Raw genomic sequence first — 22,472 nt, forward strand, 5'->3', positions numbered from 1 at the left:
TGGCAATGTGCGCAGTGTGCGCATTGCCTTTTGCAGCCTTGGCGCAAAATGGGCCGTTGCGCCTAGAGATCACCGAGGGCGTTGTTGAACCAATGCCGTTTGCGGCACCAAATTTCGTGTCTGAAAGCACCGCAGCGAATGAATATGCAGAGCGCCTTGCGCGGGTTGTTGTTTCGGATTTGGCGGGCACTGGTCTGTTCCGAGAGGTGCCGCGTGATGCGTATATCAGTCAGATCACCAGCTTTGATGCACCCGTGCAATACGCTGATTGGAAGGCGATAAACGCTCAGGCATTGGTCACGGGCGCGGTAAACGTCAGCGGTTCGAACCTGAGCGTTAAATTTCGCGTGTATGATGTTTTCTCTGGCGCAGAACTTGGCTCTGGTTTGCAATTTGCAGGTACGACGCAAGGATGGCGGCGCATGGCGCATAAAGTGGCCGATCAGGTCTATGCGCGCATTACGGGCGAGCAGCCATATTTTGACAGCCGCGTTGCCTATGTGTCTGAGCAGGGCCCGAAGGGAAAACGTCGAAAGCGCCTTGCGATTATGGATTATGATGGCGCGAACGTTCAGTTTCTGACGGGCTCGGAGCATCTGGTTCTTGCGCCGCGTTTTTCACCCACCGGAGATCGCGTGCTTTATACCTCGTATGAAACAGGCTTCCCGCGCATTTATGTTCTGGATGTAGGATCTGTGCAACGCCGCGTGCTTGAAAGCCAAGAAGGTTCAATGAGCTTTGCACCGCGTTTCTCCCCGGACGGGCGCACCGTTGTATATTCGCTCGCGCGCGGTGGGAATACAGATATTTTCCGCATGGACGTTGCGAGTGGCTCAAGCACACGCCTGACATCTGCGCCGTCTATTGAAACTGCCCCAAGCTATAGCCCCGATGGCAGTCGCATTGTATTTGAAAGCGATCGCTCGGGCAGCCAGCAGATTTACATCATGGGCGCAAATGGCGGCGAAGCAAAGCGCATTAGCTTTGGCAAAGGACGCTATGGCACCCCCGTTTGGTCACCGCGCGGCGATTTGATCGCCTTTACCAAGCAATCAAAAGGGCGCTTTCATATCGGCGTGATGCGCACGGACGGCTCTGAAGAGCGCCTATTGACAGCGTCCTTCCTAGACGAAGGACCAACATGGTCGCCCAACGGGCGCGTGATCATGTTCACCCGCGAAACCCAAGGTGCGTCTGGATCATCCTCGCTGTATTCGGTGGATATCTCAGGACGCAATCTCAAACGTATTTCTACCCAAGGCGGTGCATCCGATCCGACTTGGTCCCCATTGCAACGCTAAATAGCGTGGCTTTTAATCATAATAACTGGCAGCGAGACAGACAGATGAAAATGACCACCAAAGCAGTGCTCTTGACCGGCGTTCTGGCGCTGGCCGCGTGTTCAAACAAAAGCGATTTTGAGGGCGATGACGTCGTCGATTTGAACGCTGGCGTTGATGCGAATGCAAATGCTGGTTTTGACGCAAATGCAGGCGGCGCGAATGATCCGCGCTCGGTTGCCTTCTTTCAGCAAAACGTCGGAGACCGTGTGTTATTCGAAGTTGATCAATCCTCACTGACGGGGCAGGGGCGTTTGATCCTCGACGGGCAGTCCCGTTGGTTGACGGACAACTCCGACTTTACCGCAATCATCGAAGGTCACGCCGACGAGCAAGGAACGCGAGAATATAACGTAGCGCTCGGTGAGCGCCGCGCCAACGCCGTGCGCGACTATCTGGTTGGCAAAGGCATCGCGTCGTCTCGTCTACGGGTGGTCAGCTATGGTAAAGAGCGGCCAATTGAAATTTGTAGCCAAGAGGGATGTTATTCCAAAAACCGCCGCGCCGTTACTGTTTTGGCTGCTGGTGTTTCTGGCTAACGCCATACAAACAAGGAGAGGGACATGCGCAATCGCGTGACACAGCAATTCTTGGCAGCGGCGCTTGCTCTTAGCCTTGTTCCATTCTCGGCGCAGGGCCAAGCAAGCCGCGACCAGACCCTTGCGGATATTCGGCAAGATATGTCGATCCTCTTTGTTGAAATGCAACGCCTAAAGCGTGAATTGTCGACAACAGGCAGCTCTGCTGCTGCGATTGGCGGGACGAGTGTCACGGATCGCATCACCTCGGTCGAGGGCGAGTTGCAGCGTCTGACTGGGAAAATTGAGCAACTCGAATTTCGCATCGATTCGATCGTTAAGGACGGAACCAATCGCATTGGTGATCTGGAGTTTCGCTTGGTCGAACTTGAAGGCGGCGACGTGAGCAAACTTGGTCAAACCAGCACATTAGGCGGCGGGGCAGAGCCAACAAATGTCGCGGCCCCTGTGCCCTCTACTGGAACAGAGACCGGCGGCGCTCAATTGGCGATGGGCGAGCAAGCGGATTTCGACTCCGCTGAGGCGCTGCTAAAGTCTGGGGATGGCGCTGCTGCTGCGGAGCAATTCGCGTTGTTTACGCAAAACTATCCGGGCAGTCCGCTTGAAGGCCGAGCCCGTTTGAAGCAAGGCGAAGCGCACGAAAACGCTGGGGACTCCCGCGAGGCCGCCCGCGCGTATCTAGAGGCGTATTCGCGTGATCCGTCTAGCGACACCGCGCCCGAAGCATTGTTTCGACTGGGTCGCTCTTTAGGTCGGCTTGGGAAAATTTCCGAAGCATGTGTCACTTTAGGTGAAGTTAGCGTGCGCTATCCCGACGCCGCTGCGGCGAGCTCTGCTCAGTCAGAGATGAGCACGTTGAACTGCGTGTAATGCTGAACACTCAACTGCTTGCGGATCATCTCCCCCTTGGAATCGCGCTTTCCGGGGGCAGCGATTCAACCGCTCTTTTGAGCCTCGCAGTCGAGGCATTGGGCGCTCCCCAAGTCCGCGCGGCGACCGTCAATCACGGATTGCGCCGTGAGGCGGCACAGGAAGCGCAAATCGCCAAACAGCTTTGTACATCTCTGGGTGTGCATCATGATACGCTTGAGCTTTCACTTGATGACGGCGCCGATTTGCAAGCGCGAGCAAGGCATGCGCGATATGGCGCGCTGGCAGGATGGGCAATCGAAAACAACCTTGGCGCAGTCGCTTTGGGGCACACCAAAGACGATGTCGCAGAAACCTTTCTCATGCGTCTCGCGCGGGGCTCTGGCGTGGATGGGTTGGCGAAAATGCCCGAGCTGTTTCGCAGAGACGGCATGTGTTTTGCGCGCCCTTTGCTAAAGGTAAGCCGTCAAGAATTGCAGGATCACTTGCGTGTGTGCGATCTGTCTTGGAGCGAGGACCCCTCCAATATTGACCCACGATTTACCCGCGTGAAAATGCGCCAAGCGCAAAGCACGCTGGAAACGCTAGGGCTTACGCAGGACAGGCTGGCACAAACCGCAGATTGGATGCGCGCCGCGTCCGAAGTGTTAGAGCAGGCGGCGGACACGTGGATCATCAACAACGCTTGGAGCGAGCATGGCGACGCTGTGTTTAACCTGTCTGCGCTTCAAAACGCGCCAGAGGAAACAGCCTACCGAGCTCTCTCGCGGGCGCTTTGCAATATATCCTCGAACCCCTATCGCCCGCGCCTAACTGCGCTAAAGCAGGTGCTGGCGCGCGAAACTGCTACCACGCTGCACGGATGCCTTGTGTATCGCGCCAAAAATACGCTGCGTGTCACTCAGGAACTGCGCGCGGCGCAAATCGGGCCGAGCCGCTGGATTGTCAAAGGACCAATTGCAGCAAACGCAAGCCTCGCGCCCTTGGGCACGCAAGGTCTCTCTCAGTTACCTGATTGGCGCGAGACAGCCGTGTTGCCGCGGCGTTCCTTACTGGCAAGCCCAGCCATTTGGGACAAGAACAGACTGGTTGCCGCACCTTTGGCAAAACCCGATGACATCTGGCAGGTTCGCACTACAAACCCGCTTCATTTCTCCAAATAAACTCGAATTCTCACGTTAGTTTGCAGGGCGGGACGCTTTTTCAGCGAGCCCTGAAATGCCCTGCCGACGCGCAAGTTCTGCTTCCACATCAGCAAAGCTCACATCGCGCGAAGCCAGCATGACCAGGAGGTGATAAAGCACATCCGCAGCTTCGCTGGTTAACGCCTGCTTGTCATTTTTGACGGCTTCGATGATGGCTTCTACCGCTTCTTCGCCAAATTTCTCGGCGCATTTTTCAGGCCCCTTAGCAAGCAGTTTCGCAGTCCAACTCTCGCCCGATCCCTCAAGTTTGCGCGCTTGGATGGTATCAAAAAGATCACTTAGAACGCTCATGCCAACCTCATCGGGATGCCTGCCGCTGCCATATGCGCTTTGGCTTCGGCTACGGTGTATTCGCCAAAATGAAAGATCGAAGCGGCGAGTACAGCGCTCGCGCCGCCTTTGGTGACACCTTCCACCAAATGATCTAAATTACCGACCCCGCCAGATGCGATCACTGGAATGTTGACCGCGTCAGAAATCGCGCGGGTCAAAGGTAGGTTAAAGCCGGATTTGGTCCCGTCGCGATCCATAGAGGTGAGCAGGATTTCACCAGCACCTTTCGCAGCAACCAATTGCGCAAATTCGACCGCATCAATGCCTGTTTCTTTGCGCCCGCCATGGGTGAAAATTTCCCATCGACCTGGCGCGACGGTTTTGGCGTCAATCGCACATACGATGCACTGACTTCCGAATTGATCCGCCGCTTCGGCCAAAACGTCGGGGCGCGCGACCGCTGCTGAGTTAAAACTGACCTTGTCTGCACCTGCGAGCAAAAGCGCGCGTACATCTTCGACTTCACGAACGCCCCCGCCAACAGTTAAAGGAATGTAGCATTGCTCAGCGGTCCGCTGGACCACATCAAACATCGTGCCGCGATTTTCATGGGTTGCGTGAATATCAAGAAAGCATAGCTCATCCGCGCCAGCCAGATCATATGCACGCGCGCTCTCGACGGGATCACCTGCATCGCGAAGCCCTACGAAGTTCACGCCCTTGACGACACGTCCGTCTGCAACATCAAGACAAGGAATGACACGTGTTTTTAACATGAGCCGAACTCCGGGTTTTTCGCAGAAAAACAACTAGCCGGTGATTTTTCGCAGAAAAATCGCATCAGCTTAGCACCTTTAATGCATCCGCGAGATCAAGCGCCCCATCATATAGTGCGCGCCCAGAGATTGCTCCGTCCAATTGCGCACCGCAATCGCGTAGCGCGATGAGATCGTCCATTGAAGAAACACCACCGGATGCAATCACAGGGATAGAAACCGCATTTGCCAAAGCCGCCGTCGCCTCGACGTTCGGTCCCTGCATCGCGCCGTCTCGATTGATGTCAGTATAAATAATCGCCGCAACGCCTGCGTCTTCAAAAGAGCGCGCAAGGTCAGTCACCTCAACGTCGGTCTCTTCGGCCCACCCCTTGGTCGCGACTTTGCCGCCGCGTGCATCAATGCCGACTGCCACATGCCCCGGAAACGCTTTCGCCGCGTCGCGTACCAAATCCGGGTTTTCAACGGCAACTGTTCCAAGAATGACCCGCTGCAATCCCTTGTCGAGCCAGCGTTCGATCGTTGCCATATCCCGAATACCGCCACCCAGCTGGGCAGGGACGTCGCAGGCTTTCAAAATCGCCTCAACAGGCGCGGCATTTACAGGCTCACCTGCAAAAGCACCGTTCAGATCAACCAGATGCAACCATTCACAGCCAGCTTTGACGAATTCCAAAGCCTGCGCGGCAGGATCATCGTTAAAGACCGTCGCTTCGCTCATTTCACCGCGCAGCAAGCGCACGGCTTGCCCGTCTTTGAGGTCAATTGCAGGGTATAGGATCATCTTGGCGTGCCTTTCATTTCTTGCGCCCTGCATTGGCATGAGATCGCACAATTTGCAACGGGGCGTAGGGTCAGGGCTTGCTTTGTTTGGCGCGCGCTTGCAGGCTTTGCGCAAACATTGGGAGGAACTTATGAAAACTATACTCACAGCAGCCGCGCTTTGCGTTGCCGCCGCAACAACAGCTTTTGCTGATCCACTTGTGGGAACATGGCGCACCATCAAGGACGAGAACGGCAATTCTGGACATATTCACGTAAAGCCGTGCGGAGCGAATTTCTGCGGCGTACTCGGTCAGTCTTTTGATAGCGCGGGCAAACCGTTTAAGTCCGAGAATACAGGTAAACGCATCATTTGGGATATGAAGGCCCAAGGTGGTGGAAAGTATTCTGGTGGCAAGATTTGGAACCCTGCGAACGATAAGACCTACAATAGCCGTCTTAAGCTTTCTGGTTCCAAGCTAAAGGTGGATGGCTGCGTTCTGGGAATTTGCCGTGATGCGGGAACATGGATGCGCGTGAACTAATCACGGCGTCCATGTCAGAAAATTGGAGATAAGCCGTAGGCCGACGCCTTGGCTTTTCTCTGGATGAAACTGCATGCCCAGCATCGTATCGCGCCCAACCACGGCGGTTATGTCGCCCGCATAATCAACATGGGCAAGCCGTTCGGCAGGGTTTGCCACGTCAAAATGATACGAGTGAACGAAATAGGTGTGATCACCAGTTTCAACGCCCTTAAACACTGGGTGGGGCGCGTCAATCACCAGATCGTTCCAGCCCATGTGCGGCACTTTCAGGTTGGCATCGCTTGGCGTGATGTTGACGACTTCGCCGTCGATCCAGCCAAGCCCGTCTGTGTCTTCATACTCGCGTCCCAAGCGCGCCATAAGCTGCATACCAACGCAAATTCCAAGAAATGGGCGCGCTTTGACGGTGACGGCTTCTTGCAGCGCATCAAACAGGCCGCCCGTGCCTTTCAGCGCTTTTACGCAAGCAGGGAACGCGCCGTCGCCGGGCAGAACAATCCGATCTGCGCGCGCCACGACGTCGGCATCGGTCGTGACAACAACATCGCCTGCGCCGGCCTCTTGCGCCATACGGCCAAAGGCTTTTTCGGCAGAGTGAAGATTGCCGCTTTCGTAATCAATAATAGCCGTCAGCACGTTACAGCGTTCCCTTGGTCGAAGGAACCGCGTCGGATTTGCGCGGGTCTGTTTCAACGGCAATGCGCAAAGCGCGCGCAACGGCTTTGAAAGCAGCTTCTGCAATGTGGTGGCTGTTGAAACCATGCAGTTGATCTACGTGCAGGGTGATGCCGCCATGGGTCGCGAAGGCTTGGAAAAATTCACGCACAAGTTCGCAATCAAACGCGCCGATCTTTTGTGTCGGCAAGTCAACGTTCCACACAAGGAAAGGGCGCGCCGACAAATCCAGCGCGCATCGTACCTGAGCATCGTCCATAGGTAGGTGGCATTCGCCGTAACGACGAATACCGCGTTTGTCTCCGAGCGCCTCGGCCAAGGCTTGACCCAAAGCGATCCCAGTATCTTCAACCGTGTGGTGATCGTCGATATGCAGATCGCCTGTTGCACGGATCGTCATGTCGATCAGCGAATGGCGCGCGAGCTGATCCAGCATGTGATCAAAGAACCCAACGCCAGTTTTGTTATCATAAACGCCAGTTCCATCGAGATTGATCTCGACCGAAATATCCGTTTCTGCGGTCGCGCGTGTCACTGTGGCCGTTCGCATGGAAAATATCCTTGGGTGTCTTAAGTTGTCGCCCTTATAGCACCGCCGCGCGCCGCGCCAAGCACTTGCGTTTCGCGATTGCACTGGCGTGACCTCTATGCCAGCTTTGAGACGAACCCAGATAAGGAACAATCCAATGGCAACCTGTGTTTTCGTGCAGATCAGATGCAAGCCCGGCACGACATATGAAGTCGCGGAGAAAATTGCGCTCGAAGAAATTCACTCGGAAATTTACTCGACCTCGGGTGAGTATGACCTGATTGTTAAAATGTATATTCCCGAAGGCGAAGATATCGGAAAGTACATCAACCAACATCTGCTGCCGATTGAAGGCATCGAGCGCTCGCTGACGACGATGACCTTTAAAGCGTTTTAAAAACAGTGCTTTCTGGGGTCAAAATCGTCGAAATCGAAGGGCTTGGACCTGCGCCGTTCGCTGGAATGATGCTCGCCGATCTTGGCGCTGAAGTCACGGTGATCCACCGCAAAGGAAAGACCGGTGCGATAACTGCGCCTTCAAGTCTTTTGGATCGTGGCAAACGATCCATTGCTTTGGATTTGAAAGACAAGGATGATCTACGCATAGCGCGCGCGCTTATAACGCGCGCTGATGGGGTGATTGAAGGGTTTCGACCTGGCGTGATGGAGCGTTTGGGTCTTGGCCCGGAAGCGTTGCACGAAGATCATCCCAGATTGGTCTTTGGCCGTATGACCGGATGGGGGCAAACCGGCCCGCGCGCGCAGCAAGCGGGTCATGATCTCAATTACATCGCTACTTCTGGCGCGCTGCATTATGCTGGGCTGCCCAAGGATGCGCCAGTAACGCCGGCCACTTTGGTCGGTGATATCGGCGGTGGTGCGCTTTATCTTGTAGCGGGCATGTTGGCTGGTCTTATCAAAGCGGGGCGCACGGGGCAGGGCTGTGTCGTCGATGCTGCAATCGTTGATGGCTCCGCCCATATGATGTCGCTTTTGATGGCGCTCGGGCAAGGCGGTGGGCTTTCTCATGAGCGTGGAAAAAGCTTGCTCGATGGGCCCCATTGGTCGCGCAGCTATCTATGCGCTTGCGGCGGATACATTTCTGTTCAGGCGTTGGAGCCCCAGTTTTATGCGGCTTTGCTACAGGCATTGGATCTGCAAGATGATCCGTCAATGTCAGCGCAACACGACGCCCGTCAATGGCCAACGCAAACCGCAACGTTGACAGCTCTTTTTGCAAGCAAGTCTCGCAATGCATGGGCAAGTCATTTTGATGGCTCGGAAGCCTGCGTTGCCGCGGTCTTAACGCCGTGGGAAGCGGCGCAGGAGCCACACATGCGCGCGCGCGCGACGTGGAGTGAAGCGCACGGGCATTTGCAAGCCGCGCCCGCGCCTCGATTTGATGGCGTTGTGCCAAAGATCAACCCAGCACCTTTGCGCGATGCTAACCGCGCTGAAATATTGGCCGAACTGGCAAAAGATTAGCGCGAATTCGCTCTTGCACGTCGCCCCCACTTTGCGCGATAGATCGCTTTAGCGGTCCCTTAGCTCAACTGGATAGAGCATCTGCCTTCTAAGCAGAGGGTTCGGGGTTCGAGTCCTCGAGGGATCGCCATTTATCCAAACTTCGAAAAGGTTGCCCCGTCGATTGCGCATGATGTTTGATGGCTATGCTCGCGGCGCCCTTAGGTGGGGCTAATAGCTAGACTTCGTACGGCTCGATCCGATCTGCGGTCAATGCGTACCCTACATCAGCCAGATGGGTTGAAATGCTCGAAACGCTCAATTCACCAACGACTTTGACTGCCTCAAACATGCCTTTGCCCGAATAAGGCGTTTCACTTGTCACAAACACCAATTGGTTCGCGGGCGGCGGTGGGACGTGAATACAGGCCCCGACAAAAGGCGCGAGGATAAAGGCGGTGATCCCTTTGCCCGAGTAATCCAGCGGTATAATGAACCCGGGCAACCGCACCGTTCGATTGTTCCAATCAGTCCTCACGCCCATCGACTGAGGTTGCTGACTGGCAGGCGCGCTTTCGTCGTGTTGCAACAGGTTTCGAAGAGCAGGCGGAATAACGGGTTGGCCTTCGGGGATTAGGTCTGTCCAGTTGAGATCAATGATCTCTTTTGCCAACACATTTTGTGGCAAAAGCGCTGTAGCGGCGGCGAGACCCGTCAGCACCGCGCGCCTGTCCAAAGACCGCGTCACCATTCATAAATCTCGATTTGGTCTGAAACGAGCGCGTAGCCTGTATCGGCAACTTCGGTTGATTGCGCTTGATGGCGCAGCAAACCAGTGACCCACACAGGCTCCCAGAGATCATCGCTCATCCAAGGTGTTTTCGTTGTGACAAACACCAACTGATTTGGCGGTGGGGGCGGTGTATGGATACATGCGCCTGCGTATGGAACGAGAATGAAAGTGGTGATCCCCTTGGTCGATTGATCCAGCGGCACGATAAAGCCGGGCATCTTGATATAGGCGCCATCAAGGCGCGGGTTAAGCTTGTTTGCATTCTCGTCAAAGACAGGTTTCCACCGATCGTTAACTTCGTCTATTTCACCTTCCGCGATGATCTCGGAATAAGGAACGCCAGGTGGGATCAAGTCATCCCACGTGATGATCTTCGCCGTTTTGGCAAAGGCGTTTTGGGGGAGCGCGGCGCTCGCAAAGGCAGCGGCGAGAAGCTGGCGACGGGACAGAAACATGGGTTGGCCTTTAATCCTAGATCCGCACCATCATACCATCAGCCAGCGACATGCGGTAGGCTCTGAGAGCGGGGATCATACTCACAATTGCGCCAGCGACGATGACGCCCTGTAAAACCAAAGCTTCGCGTAGCGTAGGCGCTTCTATTGGAATCCACAGACCAAAGGCTGTGTCGATAAGAGGTTGTGCAATGAATAGCCCAAGATAGAGCAGGGCGAGGCCGAGAATTGCGCCACATGCAGACATGACTGCGGCTTCTAGGACCAGCATTCCTAAGATCACGCGCGGCCGTGCGCCCATCGCGCGGAAAATTGCCATTTCGCGGCGCCGCTCGTTCAGGCTGGAAAAGATCGTCGCCATCATACCGATCAAGGCAGTGACAACCACCATCGCCGACACCGCAATTAATGCGGTTTCGGCGATGCCTACGATTTGCCAAAGCTCTTGCAATGCAACCCCAGGCAAGATCGCCATCAAGGGTTCTTGCGGGTAGTCGTTGATAGCGCGCTGAAGTTTGAAAACGTGAAGGCGGCTTTTGACACCCACGAGGGCCGCTGTTACCGCTTTTGGCTGCAAGTCCATTTTGCGGAGTACATCTGCCGGCGTGGACTGCCCTTGAATTTGCGCGCCGCTTTGCCAATCGACGTGGATCGCTTCAATCGCTTTGAGGCTGACGATGACGGTGCGATCTACGGGTGTTCCCGTTTTCTTCAAAATCCCTGAAATCCGAAAGGGTTGATCTTTGTGCTGCGAAAACGAAGCAAGCCCATGCGCGACGACGATTGGATCACCGACGCTATATCCCAGCGTTTTGGCGACATCCGCGCCGATCACTGTGTCAAAGAGATCATCCATCAGCGCGCCATCTCGAAGCGTTAAAGACTGGCCAGAGCGGTACTTGTAGCGCTCAAAGAACTCCGTAGTTGTTCCCATCACGCGAAATTGGCGGTGGCTGTCACCCAGTGAAATTGGCACGATCCAATCGACCTCGGGGCGGGCCTTGAGGTCGAGATAGCTGTCCATTGTCAGATTGTTGGTCGCATTCCCGATGCGAAAAACAGAATACAAAAGCAGTTGAACCGAGCCTGAGCGCGCGCCAACGATAAGGTCCGTGCCTGAGATCGTGTCCGCAAAGCTGGCCTTTGCCCCGGTGCGTACCTTTTCGACGCCAAGAAACAGCGCGACAGACAACGCTATGGCAAGCACAGTCATCGAAACTGTAAGCGCGCGCGCCAAGAGCGAGCCAAGAGCGAGGCGCGCGATCATGTCATTGGCCGATGCGTTTTGGCGATATCGTGCATTTGCAGCACGCGATCAAACTGTCGCGACAGACGGGCATCATGGCTCACCATCAACAGCGTTGTGCCATGCGCGCGCGATTGGGCGAACAGCAGATCGAGAAAGCGCGCTTGTGTCTCGGCATCAAGCGCAGAAGTCGGCTCGTCCGCGATGATGAGGGGAGGGGCACCAATCAATGCGCGCGCGGCTGCAACTCGTTGCTGCTGGCCCACGCTAAGGGTACCTGCGCGCATTGTCATAATATCGCTTGGCAGTTCCAGATCTTGGCACAAGCGCTTCGCTTCGGCTTTCGTGTCTAAAACGCGGCTACGTCGCTTAGGAGCGAATTGCAGCGGCAATAGAATGTTATCTTCAACGCTGGCAAAAGGAAGCAGATTAAATTGCTGAAAGATCAATCCGATTTGCTCGGCGCGAAACCCATCGCGCTTGCCCGCAGAGAGCCGGGCAATATCGCAACCTGCGACCGACACGCGTCCTTCGTCCGCTAGGATCGTGCCGCAAATAAGCGAAAGCAGCGTCGATTTTCCCGATCCGCTTTCGCCCAGCAACAGCACCGTTTCAGACGGAGCAAGGCTTAGCGTGGGGATTGATAGCTCAAAGCCAGCTCGCCCCGGCCATCGGTAACGCGTGCTCTCAAGATTAAGAATGGGGTCGAGGTCGGACATGCGCCTGAGTGTGGCTAGAACAAATTGCGCAGGTCAAGCACTGGTGAAGTGCGCTCGACAGTAAATGACTGCGCGCCGGACTCTGAAATGATCTGAACCTCAACTTCTCGCGCGTTAGGAAAAGTGTCGAAATAAGCAAAAGAGATATTGGCGACAGCAGAGGTATCGGCGCAATTCAGCATGTATTCTGCATGAAATTCCGTGTGCCCCGCGCTGGCTGCGTGATCGTCTGCTTCGTGCTTATCGTGCGCGTGTTCGCTATGTTCGCTATGGTGTTCATGGGCGTGCTCATCATGCTCATCATGTTCGGCATGATTATCGTGCTCATCATGTTCGGCATGATTATCGTGCTCATCATGCGTGCTGTGTGCAGCTTCGCTCTCCAACTCGGCTGAGGCCTGCGTGACGCTACATCCCGCGGATTGGGGCAAAACAAATAAATCCAAAGGACGCGCAAGTGTTGCGACAGCCATATCTACCGCTTTGCGATCTTCGCTGCTTGTGGCGGCATATTCAAACCCGACCAGATCAGCGCCCGGTGCATGAAACTCCATCGCAATTTGTTGGCCGTCAAACGCGATATCGAGCTGGCCCACACCGTGCTCGTGTGCATCAAGCGAACGTTTGCCTTCTGCGAAAAGAGGGGCCGCAGCGAGCGAAGATAGGGCGAGAACAGAAAGAAGTTTCATGCGAGGTTTCCTAAGTGCTTGGGCGCGGGTTTAAGCGTTACAATCAAGGCTGAGTAGGCTGGCGACAAGATCGTTTGACGCTTGAGTGCCTACTGCTAAGCCCCGTCAAAAGTGTTATTTTACGAGCGCGCAAGTCACAACGCGAAACTTCTGCAAGCATAGATCATCGGCAAGAGCTTGCCTTGGGCCATCCCGCGCGCCTTAGGCTGCGCTTGGTAATCCAGAAATACCCCCGATTTGCCCTAGCAAAGCGACGACTTTGTCCACGCCCGCGCCATGACGAAGTGAGCAGAATTCATAGGGACGCCCCGCGCGCATTTTTGTTGCGTCGCGATCCATGACATCAAGAGAGGCACCAACATGCGGTGCAAGGTCGGTTTTGTTGATCACAAGTATGTCCGATTTGGTGATCGCCGGCCCGCCTTTACGCGGGATTTCTTCACCAGCTGCGACGTCGATCACGTAGATTGTGACGTCAGCCAATTCGGGGCTAAACGTAGCAGAAAGATTGTCGCCGCCGCTTTCGATAAGCACGATTTCCAGATCAGGGTGACGCGCGACCATTTCGGCGACCGCTGCCAGATTGATCGAAGCATCCTCGCGAATGGCCGTATGCGGGCAGCCACCCGTTTCAACGCCAATGATGCGATCTTGTGGCAGAACTTGCAGGCGCATCAGGGCTTCCGCGTCCTCTTGGGTGTAGATGTCATTGGTTATCGCGCCAATCGAATGGGTTTTGCTAAGCGCCTTGCACAGAGCAGCGGTCAATGTGGTTTTGCCAGCGCCGACAGGGCCGCCGATGCCAACACGAAGAGGGCCATTCATCTGGGTCATGTGCGGAAAATCCTTGAGTATTGCGTTTCGTGTTTCATTGCGGCGATGTCTGATAGGAATGCGCTTGAGGCGACGTCGTCGAGGCTGGCTGTGCAAGCAGATTTGGCAATTAGCGCCATCTTTGGCGTGAGATCGTGAATAATACTTTGACCCTCAGTTTGGCCAAGCGGAACTATGCGCATCGCAACGGCAACAAGGTTGGAAAGCATGCTGTGCAGATACATTTGCGCGGTAAGCTCCAGCGGCAAACCTTGCAGACGCGCGCCGCGTCCGACGGCGATGGGGTAGCACAGCCCTTCAATTTCGCTCTTCCAAATAGCCGAGACAACTTTGCAAAAGGCGGCTCCTTGTAGATCGCTTTCTTTCATACGCTCACGCGATGCCGCGAAAGCGCGGCACGTGGCATCTATTTCGAGGATGTTTTCGGGTTTTTCAGCGTTGAATGCCGCGCTTAGGAAAATGCAATCATTGCGCCCGCTACCGTGTTCAAGCGCGGTTAAGATCCACGCCCGCGCAGATGTGGCATCGCTCACGTCGCCGCATTCGATGGCCCACTCCAACCCATGCGAATAGGCGAATGAGCCGATAGGAAACCCGGGCGAGAACCATTGCGCGAGAGTAAGGATTTCGCTGTCAGTGGGCATGGCTGTGCGTGCGCCCATGACCATATGCGCCGCCCTCTGGGGTGAAGGGTTCTGTGACCTCTCGCACGCTTGCGCCAAGTTTTCCAAGCATGTCCTGAATAACAGGATCATGCTGGATCAAGACGCGATTGGCTTCGATCTGGCAGGGGGTATGGCGATTTCCGATGTGCCAGATGATGCGCATCAATTCATCGCCCGTCACTTCCAAAAGCTGCTCTGGCGCGGCTTGGATGCGTATTTCGCGGCCATCCTCTAAGATCAAAGCACTGCCATCGTTGAGGGAGGTCGTTTGGCTAAGATCGACCAAAACGGATTGGCCATCGTCGGTGGCGATCACTTTGCGGCGCAGAAAGCGGGCATCGTAATCAAGCGAAGCGCTGGCAAATTCAAGGCCGTGGCAATGGTCATGATATCTGCGCGCGATGAGTTGGGGTTGGGACATAACGGCTGCCTCGATCAGAACATGAAGTAGCGCTGCGCCATTGGCAGCTCTTGCGCGGGTTCACAGGTGAGCAATTCGCCATCTGCGCGCACTTCGTAGGTTTCGGGGTTCACTTCGATTTCGGGCGTCGCCGCATTGAGCAGTAAATCAGACTTGCCGATGTTGCGTGTATTGCTCACCGCGACGGTTTGTTTAGCCAAGCCAAGCGATGCGCCAATGCCCGCATCTTGCGCAGCAGCGCTAACAAAGGTCACTGCGGAATTTTCAAGCGAGCGGCCCAAAGCGCCAAACATAGGGCGCGAATAGACCGGCTGAGGCGTTGGGATAGAGGCGTTCGGATCGCCCATCTGCGCCATGACAATCGTGCCGCCCATCAGAACCATTTCGGGTTTCACGCCAAAGAAGGCAGGATCCCACAGCACGAGATCGGCGCGTTTGCCTTCGCTTATCGAGCCGATCTCGTGGCTGATCCCATGCGCAATCGCTGGGTTGATCGTGTATTTCGCTATATAGCGCCGCACACGGAAATTGTCGTTTTCACCGGTTTCTTCAGACAGACGCCCGCGTTGTTTCTTCATTTTGTCTGCGGTCTGCCATGTGCGAATAAGCACCTCTCCCACGCGGCCCATCGCTTGGCTATCAGATGCGATGATCGAAAAAGCGCCCATGTCGTGCAGGATGTCTTCGGCTGCAATGGTTTCACGGCGAATACGGCTTTCGGCAAAAGCCACATCTTCGGGGATGGATTTGTCGAGGTGGTGACAAACCATCAGCATGTCGAGATGTTCTTCGAGCGTGTTTACCGTAAAGGGGCGCGTCGGGTTGGTGGAGGAGGGAAGAACATGCTCTTCGCCGCAAATGCGAATGATGTCAGGGGCATGGCCGCCGCCCGCGCCCTCGGTATGAAAGGCGTGAATTGTACGGCCTTTCATCGCGGCGACGGTGTTTTCGACAAATCCGCTTTCGTTCAAGGTGTCCGTGTGGATCATTACCTGAACGTCCAAATCATCCGCGACCGAGAGGCAGCAATCAATTGCAGCGGGCGTGGTGCCCCAATCCTCATGCAGCTTGAGCGCGCAAGCGCCGCCAAGGATTTGCTCTTCCAAAGCATCAGGGAGCGACGCATTGCCCTTGCCCGCAAAAGCAAGGTTCATCGGCAAGGCATCCGCAGCTTGCAACATACGCCCGAGGTGCCAAGGACCGGGGGTGCAGGTCGTCGCAAGCGTGCCATGCGCAGGGCCAGTGCCGCCGCCTAGCATTGTGGTCAAGCCAGAATGAAGCGCGTCTTCAATTTGCTGCGGGCAGATGAAATGGATGTGACTGTCAAAGCCGCCTGCGGTCAGAATACGGCCCTCACCGGCAATGACTTCGGTGCCGGGGCCAACGATAATATCAACGCCGGGCTGCGTGTCAGGGTTGCCTGCTTTGCCGATTTTGGCAATGCGCCCGTCTTTCAAGCCGACATCTGCTTTGTAGATACCCGAATGATCCACGATAAGCGCGTTGGTGATAACCGTATCAGCCGCGCCTTGCGCGCGGGTGATCTGGCTTTGCCCCATTCCATCGCGAATGACTTTGCCACCGCCAAACTTGACCTCTTCGCCATAGCGCAGGGCGTTCGCGCCGCTGCCTTGTGCTGCGCGCTCGGCCGTCAGATCGCGCTCTACTTCGATAATCAAATCCGTATCGGCCAAGCGAAGCTTGTCACCGATGGTGGGGCCGAACATTGCTGCATAATCGGCGCGGGCTATTTTTGCGGGCATTGTGGTCTCCGAGAAAGGAAAAAGGGGCGCTGGAAATTCAGTCGAGCGTGCCCATAATGTTTTGATTAAAGCCAAACACTTTGCGTGCTCCTGAAAGCGGGATCAGCGCGACTTCGCGCCTTTGTCCCGGTTCGAACCGAACGGCAGTTCCCGGCGCGATATCAAGCCGTGTGCCACGCGCCGCGACGCGGTCAAAATCCAGCGCAGGATTGGTTTCGGCAAAGTGATAATGACTGCCCACTTGCACGGGGCGATCGCCCGTATTGGCAACCATGAGAACCGTGACTTGCTGACCTTCATTCAACGTCAGTGTTCCGTCTGCGGGGAAAAGTTCGCCTGGGATCATAACTGGCCTCCTTTAACGAATAGGGTGGTGGACGGTGACAAGTTTGGTGCCATCGGGAAATGTCGCCTCAACCTGAACGTCGTGGATCATCTCGGGGATACCGCTCATGCATTGATCGGCCGTGATCACCTCCGCACCTGCTTGCATCATTTCGGCGACCGTGCGCCCGTCGCGCGCACCTTCCACAACCGTATCGGTGATCAGGGCGATGGCTTCGGGGTGGTTGAGTTTAACGCCGCGCGCAAGGCGCTTGCGAGCAACCTCTGCCGCCATTGCGATGAGTAGTTTGTCTTTTTCTCTGGGGGTCAGGTTCATATCAAATCATCCAGCATCTGGGGAGGTCACCGCCGTTTAAGCGGTTGAGAATGGGAATAAGGGTTTTGCGCAGCTCGAAACTGTCTTGGGCGAGCAAGCGCAGGACCAGAGCATCGTCGCGGATCATGCTGGCCCCTGCGGTATCTGGCAGCATTTGGCGGATCGCATTCAGATGGTTCTCAGCGTCTTGAGCGATATAGACCAGCGAGGCCATTGCGCATGCGCCGTTCGTGACAAAGGTGTTTTCCAGATGCGACTGTACATCGCCGTTAAGATGGAGAGCGTCAAAATAGATCGGGTCGCCCGCACGGCGAATTTCTATTCTGTCTTTAAGATTGGCCTTTGTGAGAACTTCGCCCATCGCTGCGCGCCCGAACACCAGCGGCTCTACCATCAGAAGGGACGCGCTTGCCTCCATGTCGATCTTGAGGCGGCGCTCGAGGGCAGATCCGTTAAATAGAATGGTTTCTTGTGGCAGCCAGTTGATCCGTGCCTTTGCTTGAATCGTCAGATGATTGTCGATCTTGCCCCATTGGCCTGGTTGGGCTTGATAAGCGCGCTCGAAGGCTTGAGTGCTAATCGTGAGCGTCGTTTCTGTGCCCGCTTCCAGAGTGTTGGAAAAGCGATCACCGCCCGTGACGCCGCCGGCTGTGTTCAAAAGCACGGCTTCAAAGTTTTGTGTGGCGTTGCGCGGAAACAAGCATTTGGAAGACCCGGATTGGTGCAACTTATCAAGCGCGGTGCGTCCTTTTCGCAACTTGGTACTGAGACGCACCGCCCCAATCGCACGCGGTTGAGGCACTGCGACAGCTTCGGGCGTTATGTTGCTAAGTTGATTGATCCGTTCGACTCCGCCTTGATCGGTCGCTGTTTGTGTGACGGTGTTGGCGGGTTGGAGCTATAAGAATGCCTGTTTTTGTGGCTGAATCTGGGTGAAGTGCCTTAATTTAGTGCAAAAATCGGCTGAGAGGTTAAAAAGTGTGCAAATTGCGCCGCTGCGATTAGTTTAGAGGCGACGTTCTGTGGGCATCTCGAACAGATGAAGACGCGCGGCATCAAATCCTATTTCGATCTTATCGCCGATCTTTAGCTTGGTCAGCCCATCAGTACGAAGGCGTATGGAGTGGCCTGCGAACTTTACCCAAACCAGAGTGTCAGCGCCCATTGGTTCAACCAGTTCGACTTCCGCTTGCTCACTAAAGCAAAGACCATCGTCGCCACGATGAATAGCAATATGTTCAGGGCGAACTCCCAGCCAAGCCGCTCCCTCACTCGGGCCGTCGCCCGTAAATTCATATCCCTTCACATCAACGTTAAACCCGTCGCCTTTGAAGGTGCTGCCTTCAAGATGCCCTGCAAACATGTTCATCGCGACAGAGCCGACAAACTCCGCGACATACTTGTTGCAGGGCGATGCGTAGACATGCTCTGGCGTGCCGAGTTGTTGGATAACCCCGTTTTTCATAATTGATATGCGATCAGCCAAAGCCATCGCCTCTACCTGATCGTGGGTCACGTAGATCATGGTATTTTGCAGCTTCTTGCGCAGGCGCTTTATTTCAACGCGCAATTCCATGCGCAGCTTGGCATCAAGGTTGGAGAGGGGTTCATCAAAGAGAAACACATCTACATCGCGCACAAGCGCACGGCCAATCGCAACCCGCTGCCGCTGCCCGCCAGAGAGCGCCGCAGGTTTGCGATCAAGAAGGGGAGTAATCTGAAGGGTGTCAGCCACACGCGCGATGCGTTCTTGGATTTCGGCCTTGGGCACCTTCGCATTTTTTAGACCAAATGAGAGATTTTTGCGCACCGTCATTTGCGGATAAAGAGCGTAGGATTGAAAAACCATTCCGATGCCGCGCTCGGATGGGTCGGCCCATGTTACATTTTCGCCCTTGATAAAAACTTGCCCCGCCGAGACATCCAGAAGCCCTGAGATGCAGTTCAAAAGCGTAGATTTCCCGCATCCCGATGCGCCAAGAAGGACCAGAAATTCGCCCTCAATCACCTCTAGGCTAAGGTTGCTTAAGACCTGCTCGCTCCCGAAGTTCAAACTGAGGTTTTTGATTTCTACGGCATTGCGCATGTGTTGCTCATCCTTTGACCGCGCCAGCGGTGATGCTTCGAACAAAGAACTTTCCGGAAACGAGGTAAATGAGCAGCGGAAACAAGGCTGTTATCAGCGTTGCAGCCATGTTGACGTTGTATTCTTTCACGCCTTGGTGGGAATTGACGATGTTGTTTAATTGCACGGTCATCGGATAGCTTGCTGGTTTGGTATAGACCACACCAAACAAGAAATCGTTCCAGATGCCAGTGACCTGAAGGATGATCGCAACGACAAAAATGGGTAGCGCCGTTGGGAGTATGATCTGAAAATAGATCTGCCAAAAGCCCGCGCCATCAATACGGGCCGCTTTGAAAATTTCTTCGGGCAACGCGGCAAAATAGTTTCGAAAAAGCAGCGTTAGTATGGGCATGCCAAAGATCGTATGCACGAGGGTCAAGCCTGCTCTGTCGCCCATCAGACCTACTTCGCGCAGCAAAATCACAATTGGATAGATCATCGCTTGGTACGGGATAAAGGCACCGATCAAGAGTAGCGTAAAAAAGACCTCAGACCCTTTGAATCGCCAGTATGTCAGCACATAGCCATTGATCGAGGCGATCCCGATAGACATCAGCAGCGCGGGCAGCAAAATTTGAATGGAATTGCCAAAGCCACGGGACAAGCCATCGCAATTGATCCCCGTACAGGCCTTTGACCAGGCTTTTATCCAAGGCTCGAATGTGATCTCCATGGGAGGGCTGAAAATGTTGCCCATGCGAATTTCGGGCATGCCCTTTAGCGACGTCATGATCATCACGTACAGCGGCAGCAGGTAGTAAATGGAAAGTACAAAAAGCGTTCCGTACAACAGGATGCTGTTTCGCGAGAGCGCCCGCGCAGGTCTCGGGCCACTGATTTCACTCGCTCTAGCCACGCTTGCGACCTGCGAATTCAAGATAGGCCCAAGGGATCAAAACAATCGCAACCGAGCAGAGCATCATGGTTGACGCTGCCAAACCTTGGCCGAGGTTCTGAGCCTTGAACATATAATCGATTACGTATTTTGCAGGAACTTCCGAAGCCAGACCAGGCCCGCCATCGGTGAGCGCGATTACGAGGTCGTAGAGCTTGATAATGCCTGCCGCGATAAGAATAAGAGCGGTCGCAAACGCGGGGCGTATCATTGGGATGATGATCGCAACATAAGTCTTGATCGTTCCAATCCCGTCGAGGCGCGCGGCATGCCAAATTTCGTCATCAACGCTCCGTAGCCCTGCGAGCATGATGCACATAATCAAACCAGAGCCTTGCCAAACCCCCGCAATAAGAAGTCCGTAAATAACTGTATTGGGATCGTTTAAGGGATTGAACGAAAAGCTCTCCCACCCCCACTTGTGCAGTGTGTTTGGCACGCCGAAATCGGGGTTCAATATCCATTGCCAAGCCAGTCCCGTTACAACGAAAGAGAGCGCAAAAGGGTAGAGGAAGATGGTTCGAAAAGCGCCCTCAAAGCGGATTTTCCGATCGAGACATGCAGCCAGAAAAAAGCCAAGCAAGAGCGTAAGAAGCATTGCGCAGCTACCGTAGATGCCAAGGTTCTTGATTGAGATAATCCAACGTTCCGACGCCCAAAGGCGTTCGTATTGATCTAAGCCAACCCAGTTTTCTTTTGGCAACAATCGAGAACCCGTAAAGGAATAAATAATGCTCCAAACGGTTCCGCCAACGAAAACGACAAGCGCTGCAGCGATCATCGGAAGCAGCGCGATTTTGGCGATCAGGTTCTTGAAGGGGCGGATAGGGCGCGTTTCATTTGAGGTAGAGGGCGGCGAGATCATGTTCATCGTACTGGTCCTGCCAAATTAAAAGTCTCTGTCAAATTCAGATCCCAAGCTAAGCCGACCGCTTTTAGTCGGCTTTTTCAATCAGCTCGGCATAGGCCGCTTGTGCCATTTCCGCTGACATATCGCTTGACCAAAAACGCGCCATCAGATCTTCGATTTGAACGGTTGTGTCCTGAGAAAAAGAGATGTCGCTGGATGGTAACACGCCGCCGTCTGCCAGTATTGAGAGGCCCTTTTGCATACAGCCGTTTGCCAAGGTCATATCAATGTCACCGCGCACGGGAAGCGAACCTTTAGCCAAGTTGAATGCGACTTGGACGTCTGGCGATATCAGCAAAGACGCAAATTCTTTCTGCGCTGCGGTAATTTCCGGATCATCAATCACAGGAAAATAGAACGCATCACCGCCCGTGTCCAAAACAGCGTTCAGACCCAAACCGGGAAGACAGGAGTAATCTTTGCCTTCCGTTTGTTCCGCTACAGCGAATTCGCCCTGAGCCCAATCGCCCATGATTTGCGCGCCAGCGTCGCCGGAAATCACCAGATTGGTGGCTTGGTTCCAGTCTTGAATATTCGATCCGCGCGCAAGTTCACGCGCGTCGGCTGCTGCTTCGAACACAGCTTGATATTCCGGGCCGCGCGCAACACGGGCGTTTTTGTGAATGTTAACCTCTTTCCATGCATCCAGACCCGCCACGGCGAGGGCAATTGCCCCGAATGCGATATTTTGCTGCCAGCCTTGTTGCCCCATCGCCAATGGCAATGTGCCTGTGCTTCGCAGCTTGTCGGCTGATGAAACAAATTCATTCCAATTGGCGGGAACGTTTATGCCTGCTTTTTCGTAAGCTGCGTGCGAGAGCCAAATCCATTGCGCTGAGTGAATATTCACAGGAACGCAGTAGGTTTTTCCTTCAAACGTACAGGCTTCAAGTAAAGACGGCGGGTTCACAAACTGTTTCCATCCGTCGGCTTCGGCAACGTCTGACAGGTCCAGAAACAGGCCCGCTTCGATCAGCTCTTCCGCTTGGCGGCCATGATTTAGCTGGGTCGCGGCCATTGGATCGCCGCCAAGGATACGCGAGACGATAATAGGACGCGCTGTACTGCCCGATCCTGCAATGGCCCCATCAAGCCATGTGTTGCCTGTTGCGCGCCACGCCTGCGCAAGCTTGGAAACTGCTGCTGCTTCGCCGCCAGATGTCCACCAGTGTGTAACCTCTAATTCAACAGCGGATGCGGCACTTGCACCGCTGAGCGCAATGCTAACTAACAGCGAGCCGAAAGGTTTAGGCATATTTTCCTCCACGAAACAGCGCGGCATTGCAGGGATCTGCATTTAAAAGCACTTTGA

The 22,472-nt window shown here is 54.8% G+C and carries 28 protein-coding genes and 1 tRNA gene; 8 read left to right on the top strand and 21 right to left on the bottom strand.

What is annotated here, in order from left to right; translation table 11 throughout:
* Positions 1-5: 5 nt before the first annotated feature.
* From tolB to tilS, 4 genes are read left to right on the top strand one after another with little or no spacing between them, the layout of a single operon-like run.
* Positions 6-1,301: a Tol-Pal system beta propeller repeat protein TolB gene (gene tolB / locus ACRBCU_RS04295; RefSeq protein WP_431364211.1), complete on the top strand. Its 1,296-nt coding sequence runs from the start codon at positions 6-8 to the stop codon at positions 1,299-1,301.
* Positions 1,302-1,345: 44 nt separating this feature from the next.
* A complete protein-coding gene (gene pal, locus ACRBCU_RS04300) occupies positions 1,346-1,879 on the top strand; it encodes a peptidoglycan-associated lipoprotein Pal (RefSeq protein ID WP_431364133.1) in 534 nt (177 codons plus the stop codon).
* 24 nt (positions 1,880-1,903) lie between these two features.
* A complete protein-coding gene (gene ybgF / locus ACRBCU_RS04305; protein ID WP_431364134.1) occupies positions 1,904-2,749 on the top strand; it encodes a tol-pal system protein YbgF in 846 nt (281 codons plus the stop codon).
* Positions 2,749-3,912, top strand: coding sequence for a tRNA lysidine(34) synthetase TilS (tilS, locus tag ACRBCU_RS04310; protein WP_431364135.1), 1,164 nt, complete (start codon positions 2,749-2,751; stop codon positions 3,910-3,912). Before ybgF ends, tilS begins: the two co-directional genes overlap by 1 nt.
* A 15-nt stretch (positions 3,913-3,927) precedes the next feature.
* Here the strand turns inward: tilS and ACRBCU_RS04315 are convergent, their stop codons facing one another.
* The 3 genes from ACRBCU_RS04315 to hisA form a co-directional block, all read right to left on the bottom strand.
* Positions 3,928-4,245, bottom strand: a complete 318-nt coding sequence (locus ACRBCU_RS04315) for a phosphoribosyl-ATP diphosphatase (RefSeq protein WP_431364136.1) — start codon at positions 4,243-4,245, stop codon at positions 3,928-3,930.
* Positions 4,242-5,003, bottom strand: a complete 762-nt coding sequence (hisF, locus tag ACRBCU_RS04320) for an imidazole glycerol phosphate synthase subunit HisF (RefSeq protein ID WP_431364137.1) — start codon at positions 5,001-5,003, stop codon at positions 4,242-4,244. Before hisF ends, ACRBCU_RS04315 begins: the two co-directional genes overlap by 4 nt.
* Positions 5,004-5,067: 64 nt before the next feature.
* The gene (hisA, locus tag ACRBCU_RS04325; protein ID WP_431364138.1) at positions 5,068-5,787 is read right to left on the bottom strand and encodes a 1-(5-phosphoribosyl)-5-[(5-phosphoribosylamino)methylideneamino]imidazole-4-carboxamide isomerase; all 720 of its coding nucleotides are present in this window, start codon (positions 5,785-5,787) and stop codon (positions 5,068-5,070) included.
* 130 nt (positions 5,788-5,917) lie between these two features.
* Here hisA and ACRBCU_RS04330 point away from each other — a divergent pair, with 130 nt between their 5' ends.
* A complete protein-coding gene (locus ACRBCU_RS04330) occupies positions 5,918-6,310 on the top strand; it encodes a DUF2147 domain-containing protein (RefSeq protein ID WP_431364139.1) in 393 nt (130 codons plus the stop codon).
* On the opposite strand, the gene hisH is transcribed toward ACRBCU_RS04330, so the two are convergent.
* Positions 6,311-6,949, bottom strand: coding sequence for an imidazole glycerol phosphate synthase subunit HisH (gene hisH, locus ACRBCU_RS04335; RefSeq protein WP_431364140.1), 639 nt, complete (start codon positions 6,947-6,949; stop codon positions 6,311-6,313).
* A 1-nt stretch (position 6,950) separates the two neighbouring features.
* A complete protein-coding gene (gene hisB / locus ACRBCU_RS04340) occupies positions 6,951-7,538 on the bottom strand; it encodes an imidazoleglycerol-phosphate dehydratase HisB (protein ID WP_431364141.1) in 588 nt (195 codons plus the stop codon).
* Positions 7,539-7,674: 136 nt separating this feature from the next.
* Here hisB and ACRBCU_RS04345 point away from each other — a divergent pair, with 136 nt between their 5' ends.
* The 3 genes from ACRBCU_RS04345 (at position 7,675) to ACRBCU_RS04355 (ending at position 9,132) form a co-directional block, all read left to right on the top strand.
* Positions 7,675-7,914 carry an Lrp/AsnC family transcriptional regulator gene (locus ACRBCU_RS04345; RefSeq protein WP_431364142.1) on the top strand — a complete coding sequence of 80 codons (240 nt, stop codon included), beginning with the start codon at positions 7,675-7,677 and terminating at the stop codon, positions 7,912-7,914.
* 5 nt (positions 7,915-7,919) lie between these two features.
* Positions 7,920-9,002, top strand: a complete 1,083-nt coding sequence (locus tag ACRBCU_RS04350; protein WP_431364143.1) for a CaiB/BaiF CoA transferase family protein — start codon at positions 7,920-7,922, stop codon at positions 9,000-9,002.
* Between the two features lie 53 nt (positions 9,003-9,055).
* A tRNA-Arg gene (locus tag ACRBCU_RS04355) sits at positions 9,056-9,132 on the top strand.
* Positions 9,133-9,219: 87 nt separating this feature from the next.
* Here the strand turns inward: ACRBCU_RS04355 and ACRBCU_RS04360 are convergent.
* From ACRBCU_RS04360 to ACRBCU_RS04435, 16 genes are all read right to left on the bottom strand, one after another.
* Positions 9,220-9,732, bottom strand: a complete 513-nt coding sequence (locus ACRBCU_RS04360; protein ID WP_431364144.1) for a DUF3299 domain-containing protein — start codon at positions 9,730-9,732, stop codon at positions 9,220-9,222.
* On the bottom strand, positions 9,726-10,229 hold the full coding sequence (locus ACRBCU_RS04365; RefSeq protein ID WP_431364145.1) for a DUF3299 domain-containing protein: 504 nt from the start codon (positions 10,227-10,229) through the stop codon (positions 9,726-9,728). The genes ACRBCU_RS04360 and ACRBCU_RS04365 overlap by 7 nt, the downstream gene beginning before the upstream one ends.
* A 16-nt stretch (positions 10,230-10,245) precedes the next feature.
* Positions 10,246-11,496 (bottom strand): ABC transporter permease, encoded by a 1,251-nt coding sequence (locus ACRBCU_RS04370; RefSeq protein WP_431364146.1) that lies wholly within the window; start codon positions 11,494-11,496, stop codon positions 10,246-10,248.
* The gene (locus tag ACRBCU_RS04375; protein ID WP_431364147.1) at positions 11,493-12,194 is read right to left on the bottom strand and encodes an ABC transporter ATP-binding protein; all 702 of its coding nucleotides are present in this window, start codon (positions 12,192-12,194) and stop codon (positions 11,493-11,495) included. Before ACRBCU_RS04375 ends, ACRBCU_RS04370 begins: the two co-directional genes overlap by 4 nt.
* Positions 12,195-12,208: 14 nt before the next feature.
* Positions 12,209-12,883, bottom strand: coding sequence for a zinc uptake protein ZrgA (zrgA, locus tag ACRBCU_RS04380; RefSeq protein ID WP_431364148.1), 675 nt, complete (start codon positions 12,881-12,883; stop codon positions 12,209-12,211).
* A 201-nt stretch (positions 12,884-13,084) separates the two neighbouring features.
* Entirely contained in the window at positions 13,085-13,717 is a 633-nt protein-coding gene (gene ureG, locus ACRBCU_RS04385; RefSeq protein ID WP_431364149.1) for an urease accessory protein UreG, read from the bottom strand.
* Positions 13,714-14,379: an urease accessory protein UreF gene (locus ACRBCU_RS04390; protein WP_431364150.1), complete on the bottom strand. Its 666-nt coding sequence runs from the start codon at positions 14,377-14,379 to the stop codon at positions 13,714-13,716. The genes ureG and ACRBCU_RS04390 overlap by 4 nt, the downstream gene beginning before the upstream one ends.
* Positions 14,351-14,803, bottom strand: a complete 453-nt coding sequence (locus ACRBCU_RS04395; protein ID WP_431364151.1) for an urease accessory protein UreE — start codon at positions 14,801-14,803, stop codon at positions 14,351-14,353. Before ACRBCU_RS04395 ends, ACRBCU_RS04390 begins: the two co-directional genes overlap by 29 nt.
* A gap of 14 nt (positions 14,804-14,817) precedes the next feature.
* On the bottom strand, positions 14,818-16,566 hold the full coding sequence (ureC, locus tag ACRBCU_RS04400; RefSeq protein ID WP_431364152.1) for an urease subunit alpha: 1,749 nt from the start codon (positions 16,564-16,566) through the stop codon (positions 14,818-14,820).
* Between the two features lie 37 nt (positions 16,567-16,603).
* Entirely contained in the window at positions 16,604-16,912 is a 309-nt protein-coding gene (locus tag ACRBCU_RS04405) for an urease subunit beta (protein ID WP_431364153.1), read from the bottom strand.
* A 12-nt stretch (positions 16,913-16,924) separates the two neighbouring features.
* On the bottom strand, positions 16,925-17,227 hold the full coding sequence (locus ACRBCU_RS04410) for an urease subunit gamma (protein ID WP_431364154.1): 303 nt from the start codon (positions 17,225-17,227) through the stop codon (positions 16,925-16,927).
* Between the two features lies 1 nt (position 17,228).
* Positions 17,229-17,891: an urease accessory protein UreD gene (locus ACRBCU_RS04415; RefSeq protein WP_431364155.1), complete on the bottom strand. Its 663-nt coding sequence runs from the start codon at positions 17,889-17,891 to the stop codon at positions 17,229-17,231.
* 342 nt (positions 17,892-18,233) lie between these two features.
* Complete coding sequence (locus ACRBCU_RS04420; RefSeq protein WP_431364156.1) at positions 18,234-19,313, bottom strand: ABC transporter ATP-binding protein; 1,080 nt, start codon at positions 19,311-19,313, stop codon at positions 18,234-18,236.
* 7 nt (positions 19,314-19,320) lie between these two features.
* On the bottom strand, positions 19,321-20,211 hold the full coding sequence (locus ACRBCU_RS04425; RefSeq protein ID WP_431364157.1) for a carbohydrate ABC transporter permease: 891 nt from the start codon (positions 20,209-20,211) through the stop codon (positions 19,321-19,323).
* Entirely contained in the window at positions 20,204-21,115 is a 912-nt protein-coding gene (locus ACRBCU_RS04430) for a carbohydrate ABC transporter permease (protein WP_431364212.1), read from the bottom strand. Before ACRBCU_RS04430 ends, ACRBCU_RS04425 begins: the two co-directional genes overlap by 8 nt.
* Positions 21,116-21,185: 70 nt before the next feature.
* On the bottom strand, positions 21,186-22,415 hold the full coding sequence (locus ACRBCU_RS04435) for an ABC transporter substrate-binding protein (protein ID WP_431364158.1): 1,230 nt from the start codon (positions 22,413-22,415) through the stop codon (positions 21,186-21,188).
* Positions 22,416-22,472: the final 57 nt, after the last annotated feature.

This window comes from Planktotalea sp. (genome assembly GCF_050633725.1).
Classification (GTDB): domain Bacteria; phylum Pseudomonadota; class Alphaproteobacteria; order Rhodobacterales; family Rhodobacteraceae; genus Planktotalea.